Here is a 23,140-nt window from a genome sequence, read left to right on the forward strand (position 1 = left end):
TCCCCGCACCCAGGTCGCGGGCCCGCCCCCCTTCGAAGCCTTGGAGCCATGGCCGTGCATGTCGCCCTCACCGGCGCCACCGGATTTCTCGGACTGCGCCTGTTGCGTCGCCTGCTCGACACGAACCGGTCGCTCACGGTCCTGGCCCACGCGGGGTCGGGAGACGCTCTGCACCGCATCACCCGTTTCTTCGAACTCACGGGTGCCACCGAGGCGTTCGTCGCCGGGCTCCCCGGCCGTCTGCGGGTGGTGGAGACCGACCTCGCACAGCCCCGGCTGGGACTGTCCGCGCGGGCGTTCCAGGAGCTGGCCGACAGCATCGGCCGGCTCTGGCACAGTGCGGGCAGCATCAATCTGGAGGGGGACCTCCCCGAGCTGCGCAGGACCAATGTCGAGGGGACCCGGCACCTGCTGGAGCTGGCCGCCGCGGGCGGACGACGGCCCCTGGTCCACCACGTGAGCACCGCCTTCGTGGCCGGGGCGCGGCGTGAGGGGGTGGCGTACGAGGACGAGCTGGACGATGCCGGTGGCTTCGAGAACGCCTACGAACGCTCCAAGTACGAAGCGGAGCTGCTCGTCCACGCGTGGTCCAGGGAGCACGGCCGGCCGGCCCTGGTCCTGCGGCCGAGCATCCTGGTCTCCGACGTGCCGCCGAACCCGGAACTGCCCGCACACCCGCTGCTGGTCATCGAGCGGATCCTGCGTGACGCGACAGGCACCGCCGGCCTCCAGGACCCCGGCCGGTCCCGCGTCCGCATGGTGGGGCATCCGCACGGCCACCTGAATCTGTTGCAGGTGGAGCACGCGGCCGAGGTCATGGTGCGGCTGGCGGGCCTGCCGCCCTCGCAGGGGGTCGGCACGTACCACGTCGTCCATGACCGCGACGTGCCCGTGCCCACGGTCGTGGCCTTGCTGGAACAACTGGTCCCGCTCTCGATCGAACTGGTCGCCGCCAAGCCGGACGTCCCGTCGGCGCTGGAAGCGCTGCTGGACTTCTATCCGGGCATGACGGCCTACCTCGCCCACCGGCGGCGGTTCGACGACACCCGGGTCAGGTCCCTGCTCGGTCCCTCGGCCGTGTCCGCCCCGGTGGGCCTCGACTACCTCTGGTCCGGTCTGGCCCCGCCCGGCCGGGCACGCACCGGCTCGCCGGACGCGCCCACCGCCGCCTTCTCGTCCTCCCGTCACGCCTGACCGGCGGACGTCCTCTCCCGTTGGAGCCCCTCCGTGTCCGTCCTCGCAGCTCCCGGCTCCCCCGCCGCGACCCCGCCGGTCTTCTCCGCCGAGGGGATCGCGGCCTGTGCCCGTCGGATCCGGGAACCCGTCCACGTGGTCAGCGGACCGGACGGCCGTGAGCTGGGGCTCGCGACCGGTCCCGTACCGGACGGTCCGGTGCTCGGTACGCTGCCGCCGCTGTATCCGGAGTGGCTCGGCGGCCGCACCTTCTGCGAGGCGCACGGCGTCCGGTTCCCCTATGTCGCGGGCGAGATGGCGAACGGCATCGCGACCACGGGGATGGTGTCGGCGATGGCCCGGGCGGACATGCTCGGATTCTTCGGCGCGGGGGGTCTGGCGTATCCCGAAGTGGAGCGGGCCGTGCACACGCTGGTCCAGGAGCTGGGGTCCCGCCGGAACTGGGGCGTGAACCTCATCCACTCACCGGCCGAACCGGAGCTGGAGCGGCGGGTCGCCGAACTGCTGCTGCGCCGCGGCGTCCCCCGGATCTCCGCTTCGGCGTTCATGGAGCTGACCCCGGCTGTCGTGCTGTGCGCGGCCAAGGGGCTGCGCCGGGGCGCGGACGGCGATGTCGTCCGGCGTACCAGGGTGCTCGCGAAGGTGTCCCGGCCCGAGGTGGCCGAAAGGTTCCTCTCCCCCGCCCCGGCCGCGCTGCTGGGCTCTCTCGTCGCTCAGGGCGCGCTGACCCCGGAGGAGTCGGAGCTGGCGGCCCGGGTGCCGGTGGCCGAGGACATCACCGTGGAGGCCGACAGCGGCGGGCACACCGACAACCGGCCGCTGTCGGCGCTGTTGCCGAGGATCGCCCTCCTGCGCGACGTCCTGTGCCGCCGGTTCGGCTACCGCCGGCCGGTCCGCGTCGGGGCGGCCGGCGGCCTCGGCACACCGGACGCGGTGGCCGCCGCCTTCGCGCTCGGCGCGTCCTACGTGGTCGTCGGGTCGGTGAACCAGACCGCCGTGGAGGCGGGCCTGTCCGACGAGGCCAAGGCGATGCTCTGCGACGCGGACATCGCCGATGTGGCAATGGCGCCGGCGGCCGACATGTTCGAGCTCGGTGTGAAGCTGCAGGTCCTCTCCCGGGGAACGATGTTCGCCCAGCGGGCCGGCCGGCTCCATGCGGCGTACCGGGCGCACGGCTCGCTCGACGAGATCCCGTCCGGGCTGCGCGTACCGATCGAACGTGATGTGCTGCGGGCCTCGTTCGACGAGATCTGGCAGCGCACCCGGACGTTCTGGGAGCAGCGCGACCCGGCGGAGATCACCCGCGCGGAGGCCGACCCGAAGCACCGCATGGCGCTGGTCTTCCGTTGGTACCTGGGCAGTTCGAGCCGGTGGGCGATCACCGGGGACGGGTCACGGCGGGCCGACTACCAGATCTGGTGCGGGCCGGCGACGGGCGCGTTCAACCGGTGGGCCGAGGGCACCGTGCTGGCCGAACCGGCGAACAGGTCGGTGGTGCAGATCGCGCTCAATTTGCTCGAAGGGGCAGCGGTGCTCACCCGCGCCCATCAACTGCGCACCTACGGGGTGCCGTTGCCGCCCGGCGCGTTCACCTACACGCCGTGCGAGCTCGCGTGAGCGGGCCTGGCGCCCCGAAGGCGCCCACGCCGACAGCCCCACTCCGAGGAGAGACCGTGCACGATTCCCCGTCCCACCGGATTCCCGTCGCCGTGGTCGGCGTGGGCGCTGTGGTGCCCGGCGCGACGGACGCGGCCGGCTACTGGCGGATCGTGACCGGTGGCCGGGACCTGATGACCGAGGTGCCCCCGTCCCGCTGGCGGGTGGAGGACCACTACGACCCGGACCCGGCCGCCCCCGACAAGACGTATGCCCGTCGGGGCGCCTTCCTGCCGGAGGTGGACTTCGAACCGATGTCTTACGGGGTGCCGCCCGCCAACCTGGCGGCGACGGACACCTCCCAGTTGCTCGCCCTGATGGTCGCCGACCAGGTGCTGGCGGACGCCGGCGGTCCGGCCGGGGTGGACCGGGAGCGGACGGGTGTCGTCCTCGGCGCGGCCGCCCTGGAACTCCTGCCGCACATGTACGGGCGCACCCAGCGCCCGCTGTGGCTCGCGGGCCTGCGGGAGAGCGGACTCGGGGAGGCAGAGGCGCAGGCCGTGTGCGACCGCATCGCGGCCCGCTTCGAGCCGTGGCGGGAGTCGACCTTCCCCGGGCTGCTCGGGAACGTCGTCGCGGGCCGCGTCGCCAACCGGTTCGATCTGCACGGCGTCAACCACACCACCGACGCCGCCTGTGCCAGCTCCCTGGCCGCACTGTCCACGGCCGTCGGTGAACTGGCGCTCGGCCGGGCCGACCTGGTGATCAGCGGAGGCGTGGACACCGGCAACGACATCGGCATGTTCCTGTGCTTCTCCAAGACTCCCGCTCTGTCCCCCACCGGTGACTGCCGGCCGTTCTCGGCCTCGGCCGACGGCACCATGCTCGGCGAGGCGGTCGTCATGTACGCGCTGAAGCGGTTGTCCGACGCGGAGCGGGACGGCGACCGGATCCACGCGGTGATCCGGGGCATCGGCACCTCGTCCGACGGCAGGAGCACTGCGATCTACGCCCCGTTGCCCGACGGCCAGGCGCGGGCCCTGCGACGCGCCTACGAGGAGGCGGGTTACGGACCGGAGACCGTGGAGCTGGTCGAGGCGCACGGTACCGGAACGAAGGCCGGGGACACCGCCGAACTGGCGGCCCTCGGGGAGGTGTTCGGCGCGTCCGGGCGCCCGGACGGTCAGTGGTGCGCGATCGGTTCGGTCAAGTCGCAGATCGGCCACACCAAGTGCGCGGCAGGTGCGGCGGGGCTGCTCAAGGCGGTCATGGCCCTGCACCACAAAGTGCTGCCGCCGACCGTCAAGGTCGACCGGCCGAATCCGGCGGCCGCCACCCCTGACGGCCCGTTCTACGTCAACACGGAGACACGCCCCTGGGTACGGCCCGCGGGGCATCCACGCCGGGCTTCGGTGTCGAGCTTCGGTTTCGGCGGCAGCAACTTCCACGTCACGCTGGAGGAGTACGTGCCCTCGGCGCGGGGCCGCGTGGCCCTGCGCCACCGTTCGGCCCCGAGCGAGCTCGTCCTCTTCAGCGGCGCCTCCGTGGCGGACCTCGTGCCACCGCGGACCGACGACGGCCGCCCGCTGGCCGCCCTGGCGCGGGAGAGCCACACCTCGTTCTCACCCGCCGACCGGGTGCGGCTGGCCGTCGTCGCCACCGACGGTGAGGACCTGCGGGAGAAGTACGCGCAGGCGGTCGAGTCGGTCCGGCAGCGGCCCGGCACGGCCTTCTCCGCGCCCTCCGGCGTGCGGTACGCGAGCGGGGAGCCCGCTCCGGGCCGTATCGGCTTCCTGTTCCCTGGACAGGGGTCCCAGTACGTCGGGATGGGAGCCGGCCTCGCCATGCTGGCGCCGGCCGCACAGGCCGTGTGGGACCGGCTCGGCTCCACCCGCTTCGACGGCCGGCCGCTGCACCGGGTGGTGTTCCCGCCGCCCTCCTTCACCGACGAGGAGCGCACGGGCCGGCAGACCCTCCTGGACGCCACCGAGTGGGCTCAGCCCGCCCTCGCCGTGCACGCGCTCGCACTGCTGGAGGTGGTGGGGGAGCTGGGCCTGCGACCGGACTGCGTGGCGGGCCACAGCTTCGGCGAGCTGGTGGCGCTGCACTGCGCGGGTGTGCTGGGAGCGGAGGCGCTGGTGGGTCTGGCCCGTCGCCGCGGTGAACTGATGCGGGACGCGGCGGTCACGCCGGGCGCGATGCTGGCCGTGGCGGCCGACCGGGCGCACGTGGCGGAGGTGCTGGCCGGTGGCGGGTTCGGGGAGATCTGGGCGGCCAACCACAACTCCCCGCGCCAGGTGGTGCTTTCGGGATCGCGGGAGGCTGTCCTGCGCGCCGAGGAGGTGTTCGCCGCCGAGGGGGCGAGCACCCGTCGGCTGGCCGCCTCGACCGCCTTCCACAGCCCGCTGGTCGCCCCGGCCGCCGAGCCGTTCGCCGCGTACCTGCGCACGGTGCCGCTCACGGAGCCCGGGATCGAGGTCTACGGCAACGCCGACGCGGAACCGTACCCGGCGCACCCCGACGAGGTGCGCCGCCGGATCGCCGGTCATCTCGCCTCACCGGTGCTCTTCCAGGACCAGATCGAGGCGATGTACGCGGCGGGGGTCCGGACCTTCGTCGAAGTCGGCGCGGGTGCCGCGCTGACGGGCCTCGTCGGACAGATCCTCGGCGACCGCGAACACGCGGCCGTCCCCCTGGACCGGCCCGGCCGGTCCGGGGCCGGCACCCTGCACGCCGCGCTCGGAGAACTCGCCGTACGCGGCGTCCCACTCGATCTCGACAGCCTCTGGGCGCCGTACGGCTCGCCCGGAGCCTCAGCGAAGGAACGCGAGCCCCGAATGACCGTGAAGATCAGCGGAGCCAACTACGGTCAGCTCCACTCACCCCGCGCCGCAGCCGCCGAGCCGTCGCCCGCACAGGAACGCGGGCCGGAACGCGGACTGGGGCAACGACCGCTGACCGCCCCTGTGCAGGGCACCCCGGCGGTAACCCTCCCCGCGCCGGAGCCCGCCCAGGCGGCGAGCACCCATGACGTCGTACCGTCACCGGCGTCGGGGCCCGCGCACGAGGCCGTCCCGCCCTACGGCGCCGAGGCCGTCGACGCCGGCTGGTACGCGGCGGTCGAGAATGTCCAGCGGCACACCGCCGAGGCTCACGCGGCCTGCCAACGCATGCTGACGGACAGCCACGTGGCGTTTCTCCGGATGACGGAGACGACCCTGGCCGCGATGCTCGGGGTGCCGCACACGGGTGAGGGGGCCGACACGGCGGCGCCTCCCGCGCCGCTGCCGCTGCCCCGGCCTTCGTCACCGGGGCGCGCGCCGGCGGCCGTGGCACCGGCCCCGCTCACGGCACGTGTCACAGCGGCCGTTCCCGCCCCGGCCCCCGCTGCCCCCGCCCCCGCGTACGCCGGGGCGGGAACGGCGCCGCCGCTCTCGGCCTCACCCTCGCCTTCGAAGGCTCCCGCTCCCGCTGATGAAGTCGGCCCCCTGTCGCCGTCGGAGCTGGAGGAGCTGCTCATCTCGGTGGTGGCCAGGCTCACCGGCTACCCGAGCGACATGCTCGACATGGACATGGAGCTGGAGGCGGACCTCGGGGTCGACTCCATCAAGCGCGTCGAGATCCTTTCGGCCGTACGCCGGCAGGTGGGGGACCTGGGGGCGGGAGATGTCGGCCACCTGGGCAAGCTCCGCACACTGCGCGAGATCGTCGAGGCGCTCACTGCGGGCGTTCGTCCCCCCGAGGGCCCGGCGCCGGGCTCCCAGGAAGCGGCCGGCTCCCCCGCGGACGCGGCCTCCCCCACCGTGCCGGAGCCCCGCCGGGTTTCCGCGTCCACCGGAACCGGTGAGCCGGCGGTGCTGACGAGGCTGGTGCCGCGGGCGGTGGAGTCGCCGGCCTCCGGCCTGGCGACGGCGGGGCTGCTGGACGGGCCGGTCGTGGTGACCGGCGAGGCCGCGGACGAGCGCGGGCTGACCGGTCTCGTCGCCCGGAAGCTGACTGAGCGCGGCGTGGACGCGACCGCCGCGGCGGAAGTGCCCGAAGGCACCCGCGGGGTCGTCCATCTCGGCGGGCTGACCGCGGGCGACGGGCCGCAGGAGGCCCGGGAGGTCCACAGGTCGGCGTTCCGCGCGGCGCGTACGGTGGCGGGGCGAGCGGCCGCAGGGGGCGCGCTGTTCGTGGCTGTGCAGGACACGGGAGGTGACTTCGGGCTCGGTGGCCGCGCGCCCGGCCGCGCGTGGCTGGGGGGTGTCGCAGGACTGGCCAGGACCGCGGCGAAGGAGTGGCCGGACGCCACGGTCAAGACCGTCGACTGCGAGCGGGGCGCCCGGGACGACGAGGAGCTCGCTGATGCGATCGTGCGCGAACTGCTCGAAGGCGGAGCCGACATGGAGGTCGGTCTCCGCGCGGACGGCACCCGCGCCCTCCTGCGGACGGTGTCCGAGCCCGCGATGCCGGGTGCCACGCGGCGGATCACCTCCGCGTCCGTGATCGTGGCCACCGGCGGCGCGCGTGGGGTGACCGCCGCCGCCCTGCTGGACCTGGCCAGGACCCACGGTCCACGGATCGTCCTGGTGGGCAGGACCGACCCGGCCCCCGAACCCGCCGAGCTGGCTTCGGCGTACGACGAGCCCGCGCTCACCCGGCTGCTCGCGGAGCGCTCCGGCAGGGACGCGGCGGACTCCCCCACGCCCGCCCGGATCGCGGCGCGGGCCAGGGAGATCCTGGCCGCACGCGAGGTGCGCGCGACACTGGCGGCGCTGGAGTCGGCCGGGTCCCCCGTCCGGTACGTCCAGGTCGACGCCCGGGACGCCGATGCCCTGGCCGCCGCCCTCCGCGACGTACGCGACACGTGGGGGCCGGTCACCGGCATCGTGCACGGCGCGGGTGTCCTGGCCGACAAGCTGATCGCCGACAAGAGCGACGAGCAGGTGGAGCTGGTGATGTCCACCAAGGTGGACGGCCTGCGGGCGCTGCTGGCCGCGACGGCGGACGACCCGCTGGACACGATCTGCCTGTTCTCCTCGGTGGCCGCCGTGTACGGCAACACGGGGCAGGGCGACTACGCCATGGCCAATGAAGTCCTCCACCAGGTCGCGTCGGCCGAACAGGCCCGCCGCCCCGGCTGCCTGGTGCGGTGCATCGCCTGGGGGCCCTGGCAGGGCGGCATGGTCACGCCCGCCCTGGCCGCGCGTTTCGGCCGGTCCGGGGTCCCGCTCATCCCCCTGGAACAGGGCGCGGCCGCCTTCACGGCGGAGCTGGGCGGCACCCCCGGTGAGGCCCGCGTCATCCTGGCGGCCGGTGACGACCCGGCGGCCCTCTCCCCGGCCGGCGGCCCTCCCCGGGCCCAGCTGCTGGTCCGCTCGGACACCCTGCCGCAGCTGGCCGACCACGCTCCCGCCGGCACCCCGGTGCTGCCCGTCGCACTGGTCCTGAACTGGTTCGCGAGCGCGGCTACGGCCTGGCTGCCGGCCCCCGGACCCCTCGTCCTGCGCGATCTGCGCGTGTACCGGAAGTGTGCCCTGCCGGAGCTGGCGGGTGCGGGCCACCGGCTCACCCTGTCCGGCAGCCGGGGCGCACCCGGCTCGCCCTCGGCTCTGGAAGCGGAACTGCGGGGCGAGGACGGTCTGACGCACTTCCGGGCCGTGCTGGACGCCGGGAGCGGGGAGCCGGACCCGGCGGCGTGGGACACCCCGGTCGGGCTGGAGCCGCTCGGCCGGGCCGATGTGTACGACGGGAAGGTCCTCTTCCACGGTGCGCGGTTCCACGCCCTGCGCACGGTGCACGGCCTCTGTGAGGACGGTGCCGAAGCGACCGTCGCGGGCGTGCGCGCCCTGGACTGGCCGGGCGCCCAGTGGCCGCTCGACCCGGCTGCCGTGGACGGAGCGCTCCAACTCGCCCTGCTCTGGGGCGAGTCCGCGCTCGGTGCGGCGACGCTGCCCATGGCCGTCGCCGAGTGCAGGGTGCACAGGCGTGGCCCGTCGGACGGCACCGTGCGGTGTGTCGTCCGGGGGCGCAAGGCGCACGAGACGGGGGCGCGCTGCGACGCGGCACTGATCGACGCCGACGGGTCCGTACGGCTGGAACTCATCGGTGTCGAGCTCGTCCGCCGCCCCTCCTGATCCCGTCCCCGGACTCCGCCCCGCCGTGAAGTGAGTGCCCCGCATGGAATTTGAACCGATCGCCGTCGTCGGCCGGGGCTGTGTGCTGCCCGGCGCGCTCGACCCGGACACGTTCTGGGAGAACATCGCCGCCGGCCGTGCCACGGTGTCGGCCGCCCCGGCGGATCGTTGGCGGTTGCCGCGCCGCTGGGCCATGGGCCCGGTGGACGACCACCTCGACCGCACCTGGACCGACGTGGGCGGTTATGTCGAGGGGTTCGAGTCGGTCTTCGATCCGGGGGGCTTCCGGATCCCGGCGGAGCGGATCTCCTCGCTGGACCCGCTCTTCCACTGGGTCCTCTACGGGGTACGGCAGGCGCTGACCGAGGCGGGCCGCGTGGGACCGGTGCCGCGCGGGGGTCTGGTGATGGGGAACCTGTCGTACCCCACCCAGACCGGGGCGGCCTTCTCCGAACACGTCTGGCTGTCCGCGCAGCGCACCCCGCTCCGTGAAGCCCTTCTGGCGGGGGAGCGCCGGGCCCGCCCCGACGCCCGCAACCGCTTCTCCTCCGGGCTGCCCGCCCTGCTCGCGGCGCGTGCGCTCGGGCTCGGCGCGGGGGCGTGGGCCCTCGACGCGGCCTGCGCGTCCTCGTTGTACGCGATCAAGCTGGCGTGCGACCGGCTGCACGACGGCACGGCCGACCTGATGGTGGCCGGCGGGGTCAGCCGGCCCGACCCCCTCTACCTGCACGTGGGGTTCTGCGGCCTGTCCGCGACGAGCCGCACGGGGCGCAGCCGCCCCTTCCACCGGGACGCGGACGGGCTGGTGCACGGCGAGGGCGCCGGGTTCGTCGCCCTGATGCGGCTGTCCGAGGCCCGCGCCGCCGGCCTGCCCGTGTTCGGTGTGATCCGCGGGGTGGGACTGTCCAACGACGGGCGCGGTTCCGGGCTGATCAGCCCGTCGGAGGAGGGTCAGGTACGGGCCATGCGCCTGGCCTACGCCATGGCGGGCGCCGCTCCCGATTCGGTGTCGCTCGTCGAGTGCCATGCGACGGGGACGCCGGTCGGTGACGCGGTGGAGGTGCGGGGCATGGCCCGGGTCTTCGGAGCGCGTGACGACGTGCCCATCGGTTCGGCGAAGTCGAACGTCGGCCACCTGCTGGCTTCGGCGGGAGTGGCCGGGCTGCTCAAGGTGCTCGGGGCGATGCGGGCGGGGGTCCGCCCGGCGACGCTCGGCGCGGACCGGCCGCTGGACGCGCTGGCGGGCACGCCGTTGCGGGTGCTCACCGCATCGGAGGAGTGGGCGGGGCCACGGAGGGCGGCGGTGAGCGCCTTCGGGTTCGGCGGGACCAACGCCCATCTGGTCGTGGACCACGCGGAGGACGGCCCCGTGGGCGCGGTACGGCGACCGGCGCGCGGCGCGACGACGGCCGTACGGCGTCCCGGCGGCCCGGCCGGCGGCCGGGCGGTGGCGATCGTCGCTCTCGGCGCCCGGGTCGGTGACGGGACCTGCGTCGAGGACTTCCGCCGGGCGGTGCTGGGTGGTGAACGGCGCGGCCCCGCCACGGAGATCGCGGTGGAGCTCACGGGTCTGTGCTTCCCGCCGTCGGGGCTGGAGCGGACCGTACGCCACCAGCTCCTGGTGCTGGAGGCCGCCCGGGAGGCCGCGCGGGGGCTGGTCCTGCCGCGCGAGCGGACCATGGTGGTCGTCGGCATGGGGGTGGACCCCGAAGTGGCCCGGGCGGGTGCCCGCTGGCGGGTCCCGCACTGGCTGGAACAGGCCGCCGGGCAGGGTGTGCAGGTGCCACCGGCCGGCCCGGCCCGGGACGCGTTCGTGCTCCCCATGACCGCGGAGGGGGTGGTGGGCAGTATGCCGAATCTCGTGGCGAGCCGGATCAGCACCCAACTCGACCTGGCCGGCCCCTCGTTCGCAGTTTCCGCGGAGGAGGCGTCCGGGCTGGTGGCGCTGGAGGTCGCGGCGCGGGCCGTCCGGTCGGGGGAGGCCGACGCGGCGCTCGTCGGTGCCGCCGACCTGTCCTGCGAGGCGGTCCACCGGGCGGCCCTGCGGGAGCTCGGAAGTGACGGCGTTCCGGGGGACGCGGCGGTCGTCCTGGTCCTCAAGCCCCTGGACGCCGCGCGCAGGGACGGCGACACCGTCGTCGCCCTGCTGGACGAGGGGGCCGCCGACGAACCCGACATGGTCATCGGCGACGGCCCGGGCGCGGCGTTCGACCCGGCGTCGGCCTTCGGACGGGCTCATGCCGCGTCCGGGCTGGTCTCCGTCGCGGTCGCGGCGCTCGCGCTCCAGCACCGCGCCGTGCCGCGTCCGGCCGGGCCCGCGGACACCGCGGCAGTCGCCCACACGGCGCGGGCCGTGGTGACGCCGATGGAGGGGCCTTCCGCGAGTGTGCGCCTGCGCGCGGGTGACCCCCTGCCGTGGCTGCGGGGGCCGGCTCCGCGTCTGCACGTCTTCTCCGGGGCCGGCCGCGGGAAGGTGCTGGCCGCGCTGGACTCGGGCGCGGAATCCAGCGCGGGCCCGGCCCGGCTGGCGCTCGTGGTCGGCGGCGACACCGCGCTGTCGGAGCGTAAGGCGGCTGCCCGCCGCTGGCTGACGGAGGGCGGGCCCCGTCCCGCCGATGTGCTGTACCGGGAAGGGCCGGTCGGCGGGCGGACCGCGTTCGTGTACACCAACGGCTCCGCCGCTTACCCGGGGATGGGCCATGAGGTGGCGCTCGCCATGCCGTCGCTCGGCGAGGCCGTCCGGGACACCCACCGGGCGATCGGCACGCGGCTGCGGTCCGGGCCGGAGCCTGAGCGCGGGGTGCTCGGCCAGATCTGGGCCGCCGCCGAGCTGTCCGTCCTGCACACCGTGTTCTCCCGGGAGGTGCTCGGCCTGCGGCCGGACGCCGCGCTCGGGTACTCCTCGGGCGAGTCGGCCGCCCTGGTCGCGCTGGGAGCCTGGCCAGACGCCTCGGGGCTGTACGAAGCCACCCGGGACAGCGGTCTGTTCACGACCGAACTCACCGGTGAGCTCCGGGCGGTCAGACGCCACTGGAAGCGGCGGGGCGTCCAGGGCTCCCGGTGGTCGAGCTATCTGGTCAGCGCCTCCCTTGACGTGGTCCGTGCGGAGCTCGCCACGGAGGCCGCGGTCCATCTGATGGCGGTGAACGCGCCGGGGGTCTGCGTCATCGGTGGCGAGTCCCGGGCGTGTGCTGCCGTCGTGGCCCGGCTCGGCGCCGACCGCGCGATCGAGCTGGACTACGACATGGCGGCCCACGCGCCGGAGTTGGCCGAGGTCCGGGAGGTGTGGCACGAAGCCCACCACCGTCCCACGGCCGATGTGCCCGGGGTGCGGTTCTACAGCGGGGCCACCGGGCGGGCGTACCGGGCGACGGCCGAGCGGGCCGCCGAAGCGCTCACCGCTCAGGGGCTGGGCACGATCGACTTCGCGGCCACGGTCGAGCAGGCGTGGGCCGACGGGGTCCGGGTCTTCGTGGAGCACGGACCGAGGAGGCTGTGCACCGGCTGGATCAAACGGGTGCTCGGCGACCGTGAGCACGTGGCCGTCGCGCTGGACTCCCCGCAGGACACCGGGCTGCGCCAGCTGTGCCTGGCGGTGGCCGAACTCGTCGTCGCCGGGGTTCCGGTGCGGGCCGACGAGGTGTTCGCCCGGCTCGCGGAGGCCGCCACGGACATCCCGCAACCCGGGCCCACCGTCACCGTTCCCGTGATCTCGTCTCCGTGCCTGCCGCCCCTGGAGTCCGTCGTGACGATCCCGCCCCCGGAGTCCGTCGTGACGATCCTGCCTCCGGCCCCCGAGCTGGCCCCGGTACCGGACGGGGGCCCGGGCCGTCCTCCCGCTGCCGCCGCTTCGCCGGACCGGAGTCCTGGACACTCCGCGGCACCGGCCGTCCCGCCGGCGCGGAAGTCCGGCGGCCCCACCGCCCCGACCACTGGGGAACAGTGGTTCCGGCCGGCTGCCGACAGCCCGGGTGGGCCGGGGACGACGGGTGTCCGGGCCGCGGTCGCCCGCCAGAGTCTGCGGGTCGCCGCGCTGCACCAGGAGGTCATGGCCGGTCACACGGAGGCACATCAGCGGTTCCTGCGGGTGTCGGCGCTCGCCGTCACCGCGCTCACGTCCGCCGCCCCGCCGGACCCGGACCCCGTTCCCGTACGACGGCAACGCCCCGCCACGTCTCCTCCGGCCGTCCAGCCTCCGCCGGCGGGTGCGCCGAGGCCCGGTCCGGCGTTCGACCGCGCCCAGCTGGAGTACCTCGCCTCCGGCGAGATCTCCGCCCTGTTCGGCCCGCGCTTCGCCGAACAGGACGGATACGCGGTACAGACCCGGATGCCCGGGCCGCCCATGCTCTTCGCGGACCGGGTCACCGGCATCGACGCGGTACCCGCGGCGCTCGTCCTGCCGGATCCGGTCCGCACGGACGGAAGGATCTGGACGGAGACCGACGTCCTGCCCGACAGCTGGTACCTGGACTCCACGGGACGTATGCCGGCCGGTCTGCTGATCGAGGCGGGCCAGGCGGACCTGCTCCTGCTCAGCTGGCTGGGCGTCGACCTCCTCAACCGGGGCGAGCGCGCCTACCGGCTGCTGGGCTGCGAGGTGACCTTCCACGGCGCACCGCCGCGAGCCGGTGACACGCTGTGCTTCGAGATCCATGTGGACGGCCACGCGGAGGAGGAGGGCGTCAGGCTGGCCTTCTTCCACTACGACTGTTACGTGGACGGAGAGCTCCGGCTGAGTGTCCGTGAGGGACAGGCCGGGTTCTTCACCCCCGCGGAGCTCGCCGGCAGCGGCGGTGTCCGGTGGGACCCCGCCGAACACGCGCCCGGCGACGACCTGCCGTTCGACCCGCCCGCCGTGCGCTGCGGACGGACCCGTTTCGGCACGGACCGGCTGCGGGCCCTCGGGGAGGGACGGCCGGCGGACTGCTTCGGGCCCGGCTGGGAGACGACCGCGGCCCATGTCCGCTCACCGAGGCTCGACGAGGGCCGGCTGCGGCTGCTGGACGAGGTGACGGCGTTCGACCCGGCCGGCGGCCCGTGGGGCCGGGGCTATCTGCGTGCCGAGACCGCGTTGTCGCCGGACGACTGGTTCTTCGCCGGGCACTTCGAGAACGACCCCTGCATGCCGGGCACTCTGATGCTCCAGGGCGGTCTCCAGGCGCTGGCGTTCTACCTGACGGCCATGGGCTTCACCGTCGACCGGGACGGCTGGCGCTTCGAACCGGTCGGCGGGATCCCCTACCGGGCGATGTGCCGGGGTCAGGCGACCCCGGAGGGCCGGCGGGTCGTCTACGAGGTGTTCGTACGCGGTGTCTCGGCCGGGCCGGAACCGACGCTCCACGCCGACGTGCTGGGCTCGGTGGACGGGACGAAGGCGTTCCTGGGCCGCGGCATGGCGCTGCGGCTGGTGCCCGACTGGCCGCTGGCTCACTGGCGGCACTCGGGCCCGCCCCTGGCCCAGGCCGGCGGGGCCCCGGTGCCGCTGCCGCGGCTCGGCGGACTGGCCGGGCACCGTGAGGAGCAGCCGGTGGCCGTGGCCGCCGACGGGTTCCCCTTCGACTACGCCTCGCTGCTGGCGTGTGCGTGGGGCAGGCCGAGCGAGGCGTTCGGCGCCATGTACGAGCCGTTCGACGGCACCCGCAGGGTGGCCCGGCTTCCCGGGCCGCCGTACCACTTCATGAGCCGGATCTCCTCGGTCGACGGGCCGCAGGCCGGGATGCGGGAGGGCAGCGCCGTCGTCGCGGAGTACGACGTACCGGCGGACGCCTGGTACTTCGAGCAGAGCGGTGGCGACACCGTGCCGTTCGCCGTGCTCATGGAGATCGCTCTGCAGCCGTGCGGGTGGCTCGCCTCCTACGTGGGAAGCGCGTTGACCACCGGCATGGACCTGCTCTTCCGGAACCTCGACGGGGCGGGGACGGTCACCGGCGAGGTGACCCCGGCGACGCGTACGGTCCGCACCCGTGCCGAACTGACGCGGGTCTCACGCAGCGGGGACATGATCATCGAGTCGTTCCGGGTCTCGTCCACGGCCGACGGCGTGCCTGTGCTCGAACTCTCCACGGTCTTCGGTTACTTCCCCCCGTCGGCCTTCGAGGACCAGCAGGGCCTCGCGGCGTCGGCGGACGACCGGGCGCGCCTCGACGAGCCGTGCGGCCGTACGGTCGATCTGACCGCCCGGCCCGCCCGGTACTGCGCCGGGAAGCCGTCTCTCCCGGGGCCCATGCTGCTGATGCTGGACCGGATCACGGGCTACTGGCCGGACGGGGGAAGCGCGGGGCTCGGCCGGCTGCGGTCGGAGAAGGACGTACGCCCGGACGCCTGGTTCTTCCGCGCCCACTTCTTCCAGGACCCGGTGCAGCCCGGCTCCCTGGGCCTGGAAGCGATGTGCCAGCTGCTCCAGTACCACCTCATCGAACGGGGCGCGGCCGACGGCATCCCGCACGCCAGGTTCGAGCCGGTGCTGCCCGGCCGTGAGACGGCCTGGACGTACCGCGGCCAGATCACGCCTGCCCACCGGCTGATCCGTGTGGACATGGACGTCGTGGAGAGCGGCACGGACGAGCGGGGCCCCTACGCGGTGGCGGACGCGTCGCTCTGGGGCGATGACACATGCATCTACCGGGTGCGTGGGCTGGGTATGCGCGTGGTGTCCGGGTCGGGCCGTCCGCCTCTCGCTTCACCCGGTCTTCCGCCCCGTGCGGACGGACCACGGCATTGACGGCGCGTGCAGCCCGTACACGCTCCCGCCGCGCAGTGCGGCACGCGCGGCGTTGGCGCCGGGGGCTCCGTGCACGCCGCCGCCCGGGTGGGCCGAGGCCGAGGCGAGGAAGAGGCCCTTCACCGGTGTTTCGGGCCGTCCCGTACCGGCCGTCGGGCGGAAGACCAGCTGCTGGTGTGCGGCCGCGGTCCCTCCGTTGATCGCGCCGCCGTGCAGGTTGGCGTCCATGGCCTCGAGGGTGGGCGGCGCCAGAAGGCGCCGGGAGGTGATGCGGGAGCGGAACCCTGGTGCCCAGCGTTCGACCTCGTTCTCCATGCGGTCTGCCATGGCTTCCTGCTCGCGCCGGTCCCATCGCCCCGTCAGGCCGTCCTCGCCGGCGTCACCCTTGATCCGGTGCGGGACGTGGGTGTACGCCCAGGCCGACTCCGTGCCGGCGGGTGAGCGCGTGGCGTCGGCGGTGGTCATCTGCCCGAAGAGGAGGAAGGGACGGTCGGGCACCTGGCCTGTCGCGATCTGGGCGGCGAAGCGGGTGAGACCGTCGACCCCTTCGGCCAGGTGGACGGTCCCCGCCGTGGACGCGTCCCCGGCGGTCCAGGGCACGGGGCCGTTCAGCGCCCAGTCGACCTTGAACGTCGCGAAGTCCCACTGGAAGCGGCGCAGATCACTCAGCATCCCGGCGGGGAGGTGCCGTGCGTCGAGCAGTTCGCCGTACAGCGCCGGCGCGGACACGTCGGCGAGGACGGCACGGGAGGCCGGTACGGCTTCGCCCCCCGCGGTGCGTACGCCGACGGCGCGTCCGCCGCGTACGACGATCCCGGTCACGCGCTCTCCACAGCGGACGACGCCGCCGTGCCGCTCCAGCCGGCGCACCAGGGCCTCCGTGAGCGCCCCGGCTCCCCCTACCGGCACCGGGAAGCCGTAGGTCTGCCCGAGCATGGACATGAGCCATCCGTAACCGCCGCTTCCCGCTGCTTCGGGGCCGAGGTCCGCGTGCAGCGCGTTGCCCGCGAGGATGAGCCTGGCCGCCTCGCCGCGGAACTCCTCCTCGCCGAGGCGCCGCACCGGCAGCACCATCGTCCGTGCCAGTCGGAGCCCGCCGGACGCCCGGAGCCTGGCAGCGAGACGGAGAACGGTGCGTACCGGTGGGAAGGGGGTGAACAGGGCCCTCAGGATGTCGGGGCCCAAACGATTCCAGGTGGCGTGCAGGTCGAGCCAGGCGGCCCCGTCGCCCGCCGCGAACGTGTCCAGCCCCGCCGCTGTGTCCTGCGCCCCGCGTTCGAGGACCGCGCACCGGCCGTCCGGCAGCGGATGCGCCAGTACCCGCGGGGCGCGGCTCCACCGGAGCCCGTCCTTCTGGAGCTCCAGGCCGCCGAGGACCGGAGAGGCCGCGGCAAGCGGGTAGAAGGCGCTGCAGAGGTCGCTCACGTAGTCGGGGTGGACGCCGCGGTCGCTGCGGACCGCGCCGCCCGGCTCCTGCTGCGCCTCCAGCACCTCCACGCTCCACCCTGCGGTGGCGAGGAGATTCGCGGCGACGAGGCCGTTCGGCCCCGCCCCGATGACCACCGCGTCCGGCATCATTCCTCCACGTGTTCTCGGCCCTCCGGGCTCCTCCACTCTCGCAAGCATCCGGGGGTTCCGCCGCCTGCCGGGCACCCGGCCGGGTATACGGGATCACGTGAAATCCTCCTCCGTGACACCCCCGGTGCCGGACTCGCCGGCCGCGCTCAAGAAGTCCCTGACCACCCCGCTGCTCTACTTCTTCATCCTCGGCGACGTCCTCGGGGCGGGGGTGTATGTCCTGGTGGGGCAGGTCGCCGCCGAATCGGGCGGCGCCGTGTGGGCTCCGCTGCTCGCGGCGTTGTGCCTGGCCCTGCTGACGGCGGCCTCGTACGCGGAGCTGGTCACCAAATATCCGCGTGCGGGCGGTGCCTCGCATTACGCCACTCTGGCCTACGGCCCGTTCGTCGGGTTCTTCGCCGGTTTCTGCATGCTCGCCGCCGGAGTCGTGTCGGTGGCCGCCCTGGCCCGGGGGTTCGGCGGTGACTACCTGTCCGAGTTCGTCTCTCTTCCCGTGGTGCTGGTGACGATCGTCTTCCTGGTCGCGCTGGCGCTGCTGAACGCACGAGGGATCAGCGAGTCGACCCGGGCGAACGTCGTCGCCACGGTGGTCGAGGTGGGCGGGCTGCTGCTGGTGATCGGGCTCGGAGCCTGGGTCGTGCTGCGCGGCGACGGGGACGTGGGGAGGCTGACGGAGCTGGGCACCGCGAGCGAGGGGTCCGTGGCGGCGCTGCTGAGCGGGGCGGTGCTCGCCTACTACTCCTTCGTCGGGTTCGAGACCTCGGTCAATGTGGCTGAGGAGACCCGTGACCCCCGCCGCTCGTATCCGAGGGCGCTGTTCGGCGCGCTGGTCACGGCGGGCGCGGTGTACGCCCTGGTCGGAGCGGCCGCAGCGGCGGCCGTGCCGACCGGAAGGCTCGCCGGGTCGAGCGGGCCGCTCCTCGAAGTCGTCCGGGCCGCCGGCGGGGTCCCCACGGAACTCTTCGGTGCGATCGCCCTGGTGGCCGTCGCGAACGGTGCCCTGCTGACGGGCATCATGTCCTCACGGCTGGCCTACGGCATGGCGCGGGACGGCCTCCTGCCCCGTTTCCTGACGAAGGTGCTGCCCGGCCGGCGCACGCCCTGGGCGGCCATCGCCGTGACCACCGGCCTCGCGCTGCTCCTGGCGCTGACCGGCGACGTCTCCACCCTCGCGTCCACCCTGGTTCTGCTCCTCCTCGTGGTCTTCTTCGTCGTCAACACCGCGCTCCTCGTGCTGCGTCGTGATGCCGTCCCCCGCGAGCACTTCCGGGCCCCGACGGCCGTACCTGTTCTCGGGGCTCTCTCCTGCGTCCTGCTCGCGACCCGGATCGAGCAGGAGGTCTGGCTGAGGGGGCTCCTCGTACTGGCTGTCGGCGCCGCGCTCGGCGTCGTCGCCGCTGTACGGTCGCGCTCAGCGGCCTGAGGCGGGCTCTCTCGTCGGTGGGTCCTCGAGATCCGCGGTGATCTGCTCGAGGTCGTCCGCCGCCTTGGCGAGCAGGTCGAGCATCGCGCGTTCCGCCCGGGCAGGGTCACGGTCCCGGACTGCGTCCAGCACGGCCTGATGGCTGGGCGCGGGGTCGTTCGGCTTCGGCGTGTGCGTGCACGAGCCGGTCGCGCTCACGGAGACCCGGTTCGAGCAGCATGTCCATGCGGCTCAGCATCTCGTTGCCGGTGGCGGCCAGCAGGGCCCGGTGGAAGGCCGCGTCGCTCTCCGCCGCGGCGGCCGGATCGGTCCGGGCACGCCCCATGGCGTCCAGCGCCTCCTGGAGCGCGGTCAGGTCCGCGTCCGTCCGGTGCAGGGCGGCGCGGCGCGCCGCCGCTGGTTCGACGATCGACCGGACGTCCGCGAGCTCGCGCATCAGCCGGCCGGCGTCGCCTTCGTCGACCCTCCAGCGAATGACGTCCGCGTCGAGCAGGTTCCAGCGGCTTCGTCCGGTGACGAACGTTCCACGCTTCTGACGTGCGTCGATCAGCCCTTTGCTCGCGAGGACCTTGAGGGATTCCCGCATGAGGGTGAGGCTCACATCGAGTTCCCCGCCCAGTGCGCGGACGCCCAGGGTCGATCCCACGGGGATGTCTCCGCCCACGATGCGCGCCCCGAGGACGTGCACGACCTGTCCGTGGACGCCTCGTCCGCTGTAGGACGCCATGTCGCGCTCTCCTCTCGGTCCGCGCACCGATGTGCGCGCTGTGTGGGTGGGCCCCGCGGGCCCGGGCACCCCGGCTCCGGGGCCCGGGCCCCGGGCGGGATCAGCGGACGGCGCTGCCGGGGGTGGCGTCCAGCAGGGCCAGTTCGTCGCGGTGGGGCAGCCCTTCCCAGTCACCGTTCGAGGCGACGCCGAAGGCCGCGGTGGTGGTGGCACGGTGGAGCCTGGCGAGCGGGTCGAGGCCGTCGAGCAGGCCGGACAGGTACCCGGCACAGAACGCGTCGCCCGCGCCTACGGTGTCGGTGACCGGCACCGGACGCGCGGCGACGGCCACCGGGGGCTCGCCGGGGACGTGGAGGACGGCGCCGTCCGCGCCGCGTTTGACGGCCACTTCGCCGATCCCCGCCTCGAACAGTTCCTGGGCGAGGTCGGCTTCCGCCCTGTCGGCGGCCGCCCCGGCGCCCGCGCACAGGAGGGGGAGCTCGTCGTCGGACGCGATCACGACGTCCACGTACGGGAGGAGGGGGACCAGCGCCGCCACCGCCGCGTCCCGGCTCCACAGCCGGGTGCGGTGGTTGACGTCCAGGGTGACCGTCCAGCCGTGCTCGGCGGCGTACGCGGCTGCGGACCGCACCGCGGCCCGCGGGCCGTCACCGAGCGCGCAGGTGATGCCGGTCAGGTGCAGGATGCGGGCCCCCGCCTCCAGGGCCGGGGCGAGGTCCTCGGGCCGCTGCCGGGAGGCGGCCGATCCCGCGCGCCAGTAGTGCACGCGTGCCAGGTCGGCGACGCGTCGCTCCCGGAGCATTGCGCCGGTCGGCGCCTGGGGATCCGTCGTGGCGTGGCTGGTCCCGACGCCCTCGCCGCGCAGCGTGCGAAGGATCACCCGGCCAGGTTCGTCCCCGCCGGTGCGCCCGGCCCACGAGACGCGGTGGCCGAGCCGCGCCAGGCCCACGGCGACGTTGAACTCGGCCCCCGCCACCGTCGTCCGCGCCGCACCGCCCGCGCTCAGCGGCCCGTCGGTCTGCAACGAGAGCATGGCCTCACCGAAGGTGAGGACGTCCACTGCCGGGACACTCACGGGCGCGCCTCCGTACGGCAGACGTTCAGGAAGTCCTTCGCCCGTTCGCGCAGGGCGGCCAGGTCGCCGCCGTGCGGGGCCTCACCGGCGAGTGGGCTGCCCACTCCCACCGCGACGGCCCCCGCCGCGAAGTACTCCGCGGCCGCCTCTGCGTCCACGCCGCCGACCGGCACGAACGGCAGGCCGGGGAAGGGATCGCGCAGGGCCCGAAGGTAGGCGGGGCCGCCCACCGAGGCGGGGAACAGCTTGACCGCGCTCGCGCCCCCGGTGCTCACCGCGACCGCTTCGGACGGGGTGAGCGCGCCCGCCAGCACCGGCAGGTGCCGGGCCACCGCCTCCTCGAACCCGCCGCCGAGCGCGGGAGTGACGATCCAGGTCGCGCCCGCTTCCTGGGCACGCCGGGCGTCGTCCGCGGTGACGACGGTCCCCGCCCCGATCGCGACGGACGGGTCGACAGCGCTCGCCGCCCGGGAGATGACCGTGAGGGCGTCGGCCGTGTTCAGCGAGACCTCGATGAGGCCGATGCCCTCCTCCGCCAGGGTCAGCACTGTGCGCAGCGAGGCTTCGGCATCGCGGCCCCGCACGATCGCGACGAGGCGGTCGCGGCGCAGCCGGGTGGTGAAATCGTCTGTTTCCATGTGGACTTACTGCTCCGTGAGGTGTGGCATGAGGTGTACGTCGGGTCGGCGCGGCGGGCAGGACGGCCTACGTCCGCTCACCACTCGGCGAAGGAACCGTCCGGGTGGCGCCAGACCGGACCACGCCAGTCCGGTGTGTTTCCGTCGGCCGCCCGTACGACTCTCTCATCGATCTCGATCCCCGGGTCCGGCCGGGTGGGCCGGCGCAGATGCCCTTCGTCGAAGCGGAACACCTCGCGGTCGACGACGTAGTCGAGCACCTCGGCACCAGTGTCGTAGTGGATGCCGATGCTCTGTTCCTGGGTGGGAACAGGCCCTCCTCGGTAGAAGGAGCCCTTGGTCATGACCTGCCAGTGGTCCTCGATGCGCATCGGGTCCTTGCCGATGAGGAGTTGAGTTCGGCGAGCTCATGCACGGCGGTGCGCAGTATGAATTATCGCGTCACGCCAAGAGAGCCCACGGCCCTGGCAGCCCTTGCGCCTTCCCGCCCCTGGGCGTTCGCGCCCTGAACTCAGCTGACATCCCCACCGTGCTGGGGCTTCGGAGCGCCCGGTGGCACGAAGCAGGCGGTGACGGTCTTGCCCGACGCCTGCGGATGCGTGGCCCAGCCGTCGGCGAGCGCGTCGATGATGGCCAGTCCACGCCCCCCGGTCGTCGTGAGGTCTTCGGGCTGCTGGGCGGGGGGCAGGGAGGCGGAGTCGTGGACACTCACGTGCAGGCAGTGACTGTCCCAGGTGAGGACCAGCTGGGCGTCGCTGTGTGCGTGCACATGCGCGTTGGTGATCAGCTCCGAGACACTGAGCAGTATCGCGTCCACCGTCTCGGGGGCGTCCTTCGTCCACTCCAGGGACGCCAGGTGCTCCCGCGTCCACCGCCGGCCGGCCCGCACACCTTGCGTCACCGGGAACGACTGCGCCCACCCCATCGCCCGCAGCGACGTGTCCTTCGCCATCGGCTCTCCCTCACTCGGCTCTTCCCACCGCCTACCCCCGCCATCGACGCACAGGCCCACGACCCCGGGCCGATCAACGCGGCGGGCGTCGACACCGACGACACCTCGTCGTCAGTCATCAGTGAACGTCATGCGCCTGAGCATGGCATTTCCCGCCCTGCACGTCGCCCGGATCGCGCCCAGGTCAGTGCGCCTCCGGCGCCTCGGGCGCGTCAGCCATGCGTCTGCCTACGCGGGCAGTCGTCTCACGCAGCCAGATGTGGGCCGCGTCGTGGGTGTGGACCGGGTGCCACCACATCGCCTCCCGCAGCGGGACCGCTTCGTAGGGGGGCACCACGGTCCGCACGGCGGCGAGCGGCGCGAGGAGCCGGGCGAGCCGCTCCTGGATCAGGGCGATGCGCCGCGTGCCCGCCACCAGCAGCGGGAGCAGTTGGAAGCTGTCGACGGAGACCTCCACGCGTGGCTCGATACCGAGCATGCCGAGCTGTCGCACGGCGGGGGCGTCGTAGGTCCGCTGGTAGGTGACCCACGGCAGCCGCCCCAGGTCGCTCAGGGTGAGCCGGTCCTCGACGCTCGGATGGTCGTCCGCGACGAGGAAGACCCATGTGTCGTCGTAGAGGTCGGTGGCGGGGAAGTCGCTGATCACGCCGTGCGGCATGAGCAGACCGTCGGTGGTGCTCAACAGCGTGGCCGTGTCGTCGACCACGCTGGGCGGAGTCTGGACGAAGCGCAGCCGGATGCCGGGGGCCTCCTCGTGGACCACCCGGGCGAGCTCGGCGCCGAACACGGCGACCGCGTAGTCGGACGCCACCAGTTTGAACTCCCGCTTCTCGCTGCCCGGATCGAAGTCGGCCTGGCTCGCGAAGAGGCGTTCCACCACTTCGTAGGCGGTGGAGGTGCGGTGCAGGAGGACCTGGCCGAGGGCGGTGAGTTCGTAGTGGCCGCCGACACGGGCGAGCAGGTCGTCGCCGAAGTGGCGGCGCAGGCGGGCGAGGGAAGCACTCATCGCGGGCTGACTGAGCCCCACGCGCTCTCCGGCGCGCGTGACGTTGCGCTCCTCCAGCAGGGCACGCAGGGCGACAACGAGGTTGAGGTCGAGGCGAGCCAGATTCACGAG

The 23,140-nt window shown here is 74.0% G+C and carries 10 protein-coding genes and 2 pseudogenes; 5 read left to right on the top strand and 7 right to left on the bottom strand.

The features are described 5' to 3' along the window. The first annotated feature begins 48 nt into the window (after nt 1–48). From ACZ32T_RS28600 to ACZ32T_RS28615, 4 genes are read left to right on the top strand one after another with little or no spacing between them, the layout of a single operon-like run. The gene (locus tag ACZ32T_RS28600; RefSeq protein ID WP_467369788.1) at nt 49–1,194 is read left to right on the top strand and encodes an SDR family oxidoreductase; all 1,146 of its coding nucleotides are present in this window, start codon (nt 49–51) and stop codon (nt 1,192–1,194) included. Nucleotides 1,195–1,227: 33 nt separating this feature from the next. After that, nucleotides 1,228–2,811 carry a PfaD family polyunsaturated fatty acid/polyketide biosynthesis protein gene (locus ACZ32T_RS28605; protein ID WP_467369791.1) on the top strand — a complete coding sequence of 528 codons (1,584 nt, stop codon included), beginning with the start codon at nt 1,228–1,230 and terminating at the stop codon, nt 2,809–2,811. A 56-nt stretch (nt 2,812–2,867) separates the two neighbouring features. After that, entirely contained in the window at nt 2,868–8,909 is a 6,042-nt protein-coding gene (locus ACZ32T_RS28610) for an SDR family NAD(P)-dependent oxidoreductase (protein ID WP_467369793.1), read from the top strand. 43 nt (nt 8,910–8,952) lie between these two features. Next, nucleotides 8,953–15,630, top strand: a complete 6,678-nt coding sequence (locus ACZ32T_RS28615; protein ID WP_467369795.1) for a beta-ketoacyl synthase N-terminal-like domain-containing protein — start codon at nt 8,953–8,955, stop codon at nt 15,628–15,630. Here the strand turns inward: ACZ32T_RS28615 and ACZ32T_RS28620 are convergent. After that, a complete protein-coding gene (locus ACZ32T_RS28620) occupies nt 15,589–17,205 on the bottom strand; it encodes a phytoene desaturase family protein (RefSeq protein ID WP_467369797.1) in 1,617 nt (538 codons plus the stop codon). The genes ACZ32T_RS28615 and ACZ32T_RS28620 overlap by 42 nt on opposite strands. Before the next feature lie 172 nt (nt 17,206–17,377). Between ACZ32T_RS28620 and ACZ32T_RS28625 the strand changes: the two genes are divergently transcribed. Beyond that, nucleotides 17,378–18,631 (top strand): APC family permease, encoded by a 1,254-nt coding sequence (locus ACZ32T_RS28625; RefSeq protein WP_467370015.1) that lies wholly within the window; start codon nt 17,378–17,380, stop codon nt 18,629–18,631. Here ACZ32T_RS28625 and ACZ32T_RS28630 read toward each other — a convergent pair. From ACZ32T_RS28630 to ACZ32T_RS28655, 6 genes and pseudogenes are all read right to left on the bottom strand, one after another. Next, nucleotides 18,620–19,358: pseudogene (locus tag ACZ32T_RS28630) on the bottom strand (FadR/GntR family transcriptional regulator). The gene ACZ32T_RS28625 and the pseudogene ACZ32T_RS28630 overlap by 12 nt on opposite strands. Nucleotides 19,359–19,458: 100 nt before the next feature. Then, complete coding sequence (locus tag ACZ32T_RS28635) at nt 19,459–20,433, bottom strand: sugar kinase (RefSeq protein WP_467265183.1); 975 nt, start codon at nt 20,431–20,433, stop codon at nt 19,459–19,461. Next, nucleotides 20,430–21,071 (bottom strand): bifunctional 4-hydroxy-2-oxoglutarate aldolase/2-dehydro-3-deoxy-phosphogluconate aldolase, encoded by a 642-nt coding sequence (locus ACZ32T_RS28640; protein WP_467369800.1) that lies wholly within the window; start codon nt 21,069–21,071, stop codon nt 20,430–20,432. Before ACZ32T_RS28640 ends, ACZ32T_RS28635 begins: the two co-directional genes overlap by 4 nt. A 77-nt stretch (nt 21,072–21,148) precedes the next feature. Next, nucleotides 21,149–21,373 (bottom strand): annotated as a pseudogene (locus ACZ32T_RS28645) (galactonate dehydratase); the annotation flags it as partial. 209 nt (nt 21,374–21,582) lie between these two features. Then, nucleotides 21,583–22,023, bottom strand: coding sequence for an ATP-binding protein (locus ACZ32T_RS28650; RefSeq protein WP_467369802.1), 441 nt, complete (start codon nt 22,021–22,023; stop codon nt 21,583–21,585). Between the two features lie 184 nt (nt 22,024–22,207). Next, nucleotides 22,208–23,137 (bottom strand): LysR family transcriptional regulator, encoded by a 930-nt coding sequence (locus ACZ32T_RS28655; protein ID WP_467369805.1) that lies wholly within the window; start codon nt 23,135–23,137, stop codon nt 22,208–22,210. Between the last annotated feature and the right edge of the window lie 3 nt (nt 23,138–23,140).

Source organism: Streptomyces sp. NPDC023573 (genome assembly GCF_055559735.1).